At 61.0% G+C, this 254-nt stretch carries 1 pseudogene; it reads right to left on the reverse strand.

The features are described from left to right. A pseudogene (locus LOL23_RS18925) lies at window positions 1-207 on the reverse strand (hypothetical protein); the annotation flags it as partial. Window positions 208-254: the final 47 nt, after the last annotated feature.

A 254-nucleotide genomic window follows, 5' to 3' on the forward strand; every position in this document is an offset into this window, starting at 1 on the left:
CATCAGGATTGGAATGCGCAATGGCCTCGCTGGCATGCCCTCATAGGGCGTGTAGTCCACATTGTGATGCAGCATGTCGTTGCCCAGTGCTATGCCTAAGGCCACCATCGGGGACCAGCGACCTAACGCAATCGGCGTCGCGATGCCGACCCCGAACGCCACGGCAGCCGGAACATACGGCCCAACAGCGCGGACACTTCGGTGCATGAGATAGCGGAGTCATCGCCAGCCTGTTCCAAAATGGTGCCCCAGCG

Source organism: Paracandidimonas lactea, from assembly GCF_021653995.1.
Classification (GTDB): domain Bacteria; phylum Pseudomonadota; class Gammaproteobacteria; order Burkholderiales; family Burkholderiaceae_B; genus Allopusillimonas; species Allopusillimonas lactea.